The 6,346-nt window shown below is 74.1% G+C and carries 5 protein-coding genes; 2 read left to right on the plus strand and 3 right to left on the minus strand.

Features of this window, described 5'->3' with window-relative positions; genetic code table 11:
• Window positions 1–835 precede the first annotated feature (835 nt).
• On the minus strand, window positions 836–1,687 hold the full coding sequence (locus LCE31_RS17355; protein WP_225015190.1) for a SigB/SigF/SigG family RNA polymerase sigma factor: 852 nt from the start codon (window positions 1,685–1,687) through the stop codon (window positions 836–838).
• Window positions 1,688–2,192: 505 nt separating this feature from the next.
• Between LCE31_RS17355 and LCE31_RS17360 the strand changes: the two genes are divergently transcribed.
• Entirely contained in the window at window positions 2,193–3,629 is a 1,437-nt protein-coding gene (locus tag LCE31_RS17360) for a baeRF2 domain-containing protein (RefSeq protein WP_225015191.1), read from the plus strand.
• A gap of 36 nt (window positions 3,630–3,665) precedes the next feature.
• On the opposite strand, the gene LCE31_RS17365 is transcribed toward LCE31_RS17360, so the two are convergent.
• The gene (locus tag LCE31_RS17365; protein ID WP_225015192.1) at window positions 3,666–4,112 is read right to left on the minus strand and encodes an ANTAR domain-containing protein; all 447 of its coding nucleotides are present in this window, start codon (window positions 4,110–4,112) and stop codon (window positions 3,666–3,668) included.
• A gap of 369 nt (window positions 4,113–4,481) precedes the next feature.
• Between LCE31_RS17365 and LCE31_RS17370 the strand changes: the two genes are divergently transcribed.
• Window positions 4,482–5,015, plus strand: coding sequence for a DUF4232 domain-containing protein (locus LCE31_RS17370; protein WP_225015193.1), 534 nt, complete (start codon window positions 4,482–4,484; stop codon window positions 5,013–5,015).
• Window positions 5,016–5,159: 144 nt separating this feature from the next.
• Here the strand turns inward: LCE31_RS17370 and LCE31_RS17375 are convergent, their stop codons facing one another.
• The gene (locus tag LCE31_RS17375; RefSeq protein ID WP_225015194.1) at window positions 5,160–5,879 is read right to left on the minus strand and encodes a class I SAM-dependent DNA methyltransferase; all 720 of its coding nucleotides are present in this window, start codon (window positions 5,877–5,879) and stop codon (window positions 5,160–5,162) included.
• Between the last annotated feature and the right edge of the window lie 467 nt (window positions 5,880–6,346).

Raw genomic sequence — 6,346 nt, forward strand, 5'->3', positions numbered from 1 at the left:
GAATTCCCCCCCCCCCCCCCCGCCCCCCCCCCCCCCCCCCCCCCCCCCCCCCCCCCCCCCGGGGGGGGGCCCCCCCCCCCCCCCCCCCCCCCCCCCCCCCCCCCCACGCCTCGCGGCCCAGCGCCCGATGACGGACGTTGTCGTACATCGCGAGCCCCATCGCCTGGTCGAGCACCCGCCGCAGCCCCGGCTCCTCCCCGGTGAGGATGGGCCACACGGCCCGCACCTTCTCGGCGAGCGAGCCGGCGGACGCGCCTTCCCGGCCGCCCTCCCGCCCGCTCTCCGGGCCGCCTCCCCCGATCGCGGCGACCGCCTCGCGCGCGTTGTCGATGCGGCGGCCCCGCAGCCGGTGGACGGCCTGCCTGAGCAGGTCCTCGATCCCGTCGAAGTGGTAGAGCAGCACCTTGTGCGTGGTGCCCGCGGCGCGGGCCGCGCGGCGCAGCGAGAAGTCCACCAGGCCGTTGGCCGCGAGGTCGTCGGTGACCAGGTCGAGCAGTTCGCGGCGCCGGGCCTCGCCGCGGGGCGAGCCCGCCGACCGCCGGCCCCCGGCGGCCCGCCCCCCCCCCGCCGCCGGGCCCGCCGGCTCTCCGGGCACGTCCGGGCCTCGCGGAGCTTCCGGCCCTCCCGGTACGTCCCGGCCTTCCGGGGCTCCCGGAACTCCCGGTCCTCCTGGGGTTGTCGGGCCTGCCGCCTGCGCGTTCTCGTCGTCGGGGGAGGTGTTCACCACGACAGCTTCTCCGGTGGCGCGGAGCGCGTCCAACCCGTCTCCCCGCCCCCCGTGTCACACCTCCCGCCCGCGCCGGGCGCCGACGAGGGCCGCGCCGAGCGCCGCAGGTCAGCCGCGTTCCGCGAGGACCTCCGCCCTGATGCGCGAGCACGAGCGGCTCAGCAGGCGGGACACGTGCATCTGCGAGACGCCCAGATCCTCGGCGATCTTGCTCTGCGTCATGTCCCTGAAGAACCGGAGGTAGAGCACCTTCCGTTCGCGCGGCGGGAGTTCGCACAGGCGCGGCTTGACGGTCTCCCGGTCGATCACGACGTCGATCGCCGGGTCCGGCTCACCGAGGGTGTCGGCGAGGGCCGGCGCGTAGCCGTCGGCGGGGCCGTGGAACTGGGCGTCCAGGGAGAGCGAGGTGAAGCTCTCCATCGCCTCCATCCCGTCCGCGACCTCCTGTTCGGTCAGTCCCGCGTGCGCCGCGATCTCCGCGGTCGTCGGCGCGTGCCCGGCCACCTCGCCCGTCTGGGCGAGCTCCTGGCGCGCCCTGCGGATGCGCCCCCGCAGATCCTGCACGCGGCGGGGTACGTGCACCGTCCACATGTAGTCGCGGAAGTGCCGCTTGAGTTCGCCGTCGACCGTGGGGACGGCGTAGCTCTCGAAGGCGATGCCGCGCGCCGGGTCGTACCGGCGGACCGCCTTCACCAGACCGAGCGCGGCGACCTGCCGCAGATCCTCGAGCGACTCGCCGCGGTTGCGGTAGCGCCATGCCATGCGGTGGGCGAGCGGAAGCCAGAGAGTGACGATCTCCTGCCGTATGCGCTCCTGTTCCGCGCGCTCACCCGGCGTGTCACCGGTCAGCCGCGCGAGACGGGCGAAGTCCTCTGAGGTGTCGGGCGCGTCGTCATGCGGATGTTTCGGTGCGGTGCGCGGCCGCCGCGCGGCCGTACGGGAAGACACGCTCGTTGCCATGTGTGCTCACCCATCCTCGAACGGTACGGAACCTCACCGCGGTGGGCGACCGCTCGGGACCAGACGCAACGCACGTCCGGAGCGGGCCGCCGCTCCCACGGACATGCCTCCGGTCCGAAGCACCCTTGATTGATCCCCGGCAGGAAACAGATAAAACATGACAAGAAGGTTAAAGCGTCACCAATCGGAGAAGCCGGAGGCCGCACGAGCAGACGAGCAGACGAGCAGACGAGCAGACGAGCGGAGGAAGTCGGACTGGACCGAGGCCCGGTCCGAGCCGAGGGGCACGGGGCGCTCGTACGTACCGGCCTCGTACGTACCGGCCTCGTACGTATAGGGGCGGCCTCGTCGGGTACTCGCCGCCTTCTAGGCGCTGAAACGCCGACGACGCCGACGACGCCGAAACGCCGGAAGGCGGGTGACATCGAACCCGCCGGTGACGCCGGAACGCCGGTGGCGTCGAAGCGCCGGTGATCACAACTGCTCGCTACCACTGGAGGAGCAAATGAACCTCGCACCCCTCGCGCCCCTCTACGAACGTCCCGGCCCCTGGGCCTCCGTCTACGTCGACACGTCGGCCGCCGACCAGGCCCCGACCGGCAGGAGCGAACTCCTGCGCCGCGAGGTCCGCGCCGGCCTCGCGGCACAGGGCGCGGACGAGGCCACCTGCAAGGCCGTGAGCGACGCGCTCGACGCGTACGCGAGGACCCCGCACCTCGCGGGCGGCCCGGACGAACGGGGCGACGGCGCGAGCGGTACGGCGGGCGCGGGCGGTCTCGACGGTTCGGGCGGACGCGCGATCTTCGCGTGCAACGGGGAGGTCGTGCTCGAACCCGTCCTCACCGTGCCGCCGCCCACCGAGACCGCCGCCACCTGGGGTCCGCTGCCGCACGTCGCACCGCTCCTGGAGCTCGCGCCCCAGGAACCGCGCTGCCTCGTCGTGTACATCGACCGCATCGGCGCGGACTTCGAACTGCGTACGGCCACGAGCCGCAGCCGGGAGGGCAGCGTCGACGGCGAGGACTGGCCGGTGCGCAGGACGGCGACCTCGGAGTGGGACGAGCGGCACTTCCAGCTGAGCGTCGAGAACACCTGGGACCAGAACGCGAAGGACATCGCGGAGACCGTCACCGCCAAGCTCGCGGAGACCGACGCGGAGGTGGTGGTGCTCGCGGGCGACGACCGCGAGCGGCGGACCGTGCGCGTACGCCTGCCCCGGCAGCTGAAGGCCACCGTCGTGGAGTCGCCGCACGGCGGCCGGGCCCGCGGCGCGGACAGCCGCCTGCTCGACGAGGACGTGGCGCAGGCGATGCGCGCGTACGGCGAGGCCCGCAGGGCCGACGAGCTCGACCGCTTCCACTCCGGCAGCACCGTCTCGGGCGGACGGCTCGACGCGGCGGAGGGCGTGCCCGCGCTCGTGGAGGCGGCACGCGAGCACCGCATCGGGACCCTGTTCGTGCAGCCGGACGGCTCGGACGCGAACCGCGAGGTCTGGGCGGGCGCCCTCGCGGACCAGATCGCGCTGCGCCGCACGGACACCCGCTACCTGGGCGAGCCGGAGCCGTTCGCCGTACGGGCGGACGACGCCCTGATCCGCGCGGCGACGATGACGGGCGCGGACGTCGTACTCGTGGAGCCCGCGCCGGACGAGCGCGGCGACGGCATCGGCATGGCTCCTGGCGGCGACGCCACGGCGCCGGAGGCGGGCGTCACGAGCGCCGAGGGCGTCATGGGCGTCAGCGGCACCGCGGGAGCCGCGGGCCAGTACACCGACGAGGACGAGGAGACCCGCCTCGAACAGGAGCGCACGCGCCGCCTCCAGGGGCCGACCGGCGGGCTCGGCGCGCTGCTGAGGTGGCCGTACACGACGGAGCACCCGGGAGACGAGACCGCCCGGGCGAACGGGGCAGGCTCAGGACCGGAAGCGAACGGACCCGCCTGACGAACACGCCGACCGGGCCGGGCCGCCGCCCTCGCCTCACGCCTCGCCCGGGCGGCCCCGGCCCCGTCGTCCCTCGTCCCGCCGCCCCTCGTCCAGTCGGCGCAGCGACGCGTTGAGCGCTTCGCGCACCGGCGGTGCGGGGGGCGGCCCGTCCACGCCGTCGACCAGGCTCTGCGCGATGTCGCGCAGCTTGATGTTCGTGTGCTGGGACACCTCGACCAGCACCCGCCACGCGTCGTCGGGCGTGCAGCCGCCCGCGGCCATGACCAGGCCCCGCGCCATGTCGATCACGGGGTGGGACTCCAGCGCGTGCCGCAGCCCGTCCACCTCGCGGCGCAGGCCCTCGGTCTCCAGGGTCGCCTCGACCGCGCGGAACTGAGCCTCGTCCGAGGCCTCCCAGTCCCCGCCGAGGGACTGGCCCCCGGCTGTCCCGGCATCCTGCCGCGCCTCGTCCGGCGCCTGCTCGCTCCCCTGATCCTTCATGCGCGTCCCTGTCCGCAGTTCCCGGGTCCCGGGTCCGTTACCAGCGTGCCCCCGCTGTGCGCCGACGGCCAGCCAAAGCGCGACGGGAGCGGGCAGCGTCCTTACGCCGGTCCCGGCAGCGTCCTCGCCCGACGGCGTCCACCCGTACGAGTGAGGGAAGGCGCAGGCGTGCGAGCAGAGCGCGTACGGGCGGTATCCGTACAGGTACTCGTAGCGCCGGCGGCACTCGCAGCGCCCCCGCAGGTGCGTGCGAGATCCGCGCATCCACGACATCCGCGGGCCCCGCGAGATCCACGGCCCCCCCGGGACCTGTGAGACCCCCGAGACCTGTGACACCTGTGAGACCTGTGAAGAAGGGAAGTGCGGACCATGAGTCGCACGAGCCGCACCATCACCGCGGCAGCCGCTGGTGCCCTGCTGCTGATCGCTACGGGTACGACGGCGGCGACCGCTTCGGCGACGCCCGCCACCGCGAAGACCCCCACCTGCCGCACGGCGGACCTGACCGCGAAAATCAACCAGCCGCTGGCGGGCGGCATGAACCACGCCGGCGCGAGGCTGGTGCTCACGAACACCGGCACCAGGACCTGCGCCCTGCGCGGCTACCCCGGCCTCGGCCTGGAGGCCGCCGGGCACAGGGCGCTGCGCACGCGGACCGAGTGGGGTCCGACCTGGTACGCGGACAACCCGGGCGTACGGACGTTCACCCTCTCCCCGGGGCGCCAGGCGCAGGCCGTCCTGTCCTGGACGCACACCGGCAGCGGCGGAGGCGACGCGCGCTACCTGGAGGTCACCCCGCCCGCTTCGACCACCCATCTGACGGTGCCGTTCAGGCAGCAGGTGGACGACGGGACGATGCAGGTCACGGCGCTGTCCCCGGCGGCCGTACCGCTGCGGGGCTGACCGACCGGGCCGTGCTCACGGCAGGCGCCGAGCGTGCCGGCCACGCGTCGGCCACGAGCCGGGGGGGGGGGCCCCCGGGGGGGCCCCCCCCCGGCCCCCCCCCCCCCCCCCCCCCCCCCGCCACCCCTCCCGCTACCGTGCCCTCTACCGCTCCCGTGCCCGCTTCCGCGCCAGGACCGTGCCCTGCCTGACCGGGCTCTCGTTGTCCCTCGGCTCCCGCACGGTCCGTGCCTCGACCGCGAAGCCCGCGTGTGCCAGCTGCTCGCACACGCGGTCCATCGACAGCCGGTGGAAGTCCAGCCGGACCGCATGGCCGAACGCCTCGTCGAAGTGGAGGACTTCACCCTCCTCCGACTGCATCTGGAACCCCAGCAGCAGCAACCCGCCCTCGCCCAGCACCCGGTGGAACTCCGCGAAGACCTCCGGGTGCAGCGCCGGCGGGACGTGGATGACCGAGTACCAGGCGACCAGGCCCGCCAGCGCGCCGTCCGCCTCGGCCAGAGACGTCATGTCGCCCTGTTCGTAGGCCACTTCCGGGTGCTCGCGGCGCGCGAGCGCCACCATCGCCTGCGACAGGTCGAGTCCGCGCACCCGTACGCCCCTGGCGTGCAGGTACGCCGTGACCCTGCCAGGCCCGCTCCCGGCCTCCAGGACGCGGCCACCCGTCGCAGCCGCCATCTCCGCGAACGTGTCCAGGACCGCGCGGTCCCAGGGGTTCTCGTCCAGAGTCGCCCGGAAGCGCTCCGCGTAGTCCTCGGCGATGGCGTCGTAGCCGACCCGCGTATCGCGCAGATGGGCGGCTTCGAGGGGGACGGAGAGCGACGGAGGGGACCCGGGCGGGGCGACGGCGTCTGAAGGCGGCATGGCCCTACCGTCCCATGCCGCCACCCAGCCGGCGGCGATCTCCCCTCCGGGCGCAACCGGAACGCCAACAGCCCTCGGGACGGCCCCGATGAGCGGAATGTCATGGATGAAATCGGCTCGTCCGCCCTCTCACCATCACCGGAAAGGCCCGGGTTCCTCCCGCCTGTCCCGACGGCCGCCACGGCCGGCCTTCTCCCGCTCCGGTGCTGAACGCGCAGGTCAGAGAAGCCCGGTCAGGCGGTCACCGATTCCTCTCATTCTTTTCTGAGGAAGAACACATACTTCGGGGTGCCGAGGGCAGACGATGGGCTGCCGGAACATGGCCCCGGGAAGCGGAGTCCGTCTTCGCTTCCTCCCCCCACACGAGGGGCCCGCTCCGGAGCACTGTGAAGGCCCCGGTCATCCCCCCAGACCGGGGCCTTCAACACGTCTCCGCACCGGTCCCGTCCGCCCCCCCGGCCTCCGGC

The organism is Streptomyces sp. 8L, from assembly GCF_020176795.1.
In the GTDB taxonomy this organism is placed as follows: Bacteria; Actinomycetota; Actinomycetes; order Streptomycetales; family Streptomycetaceae; genus Streptomyces.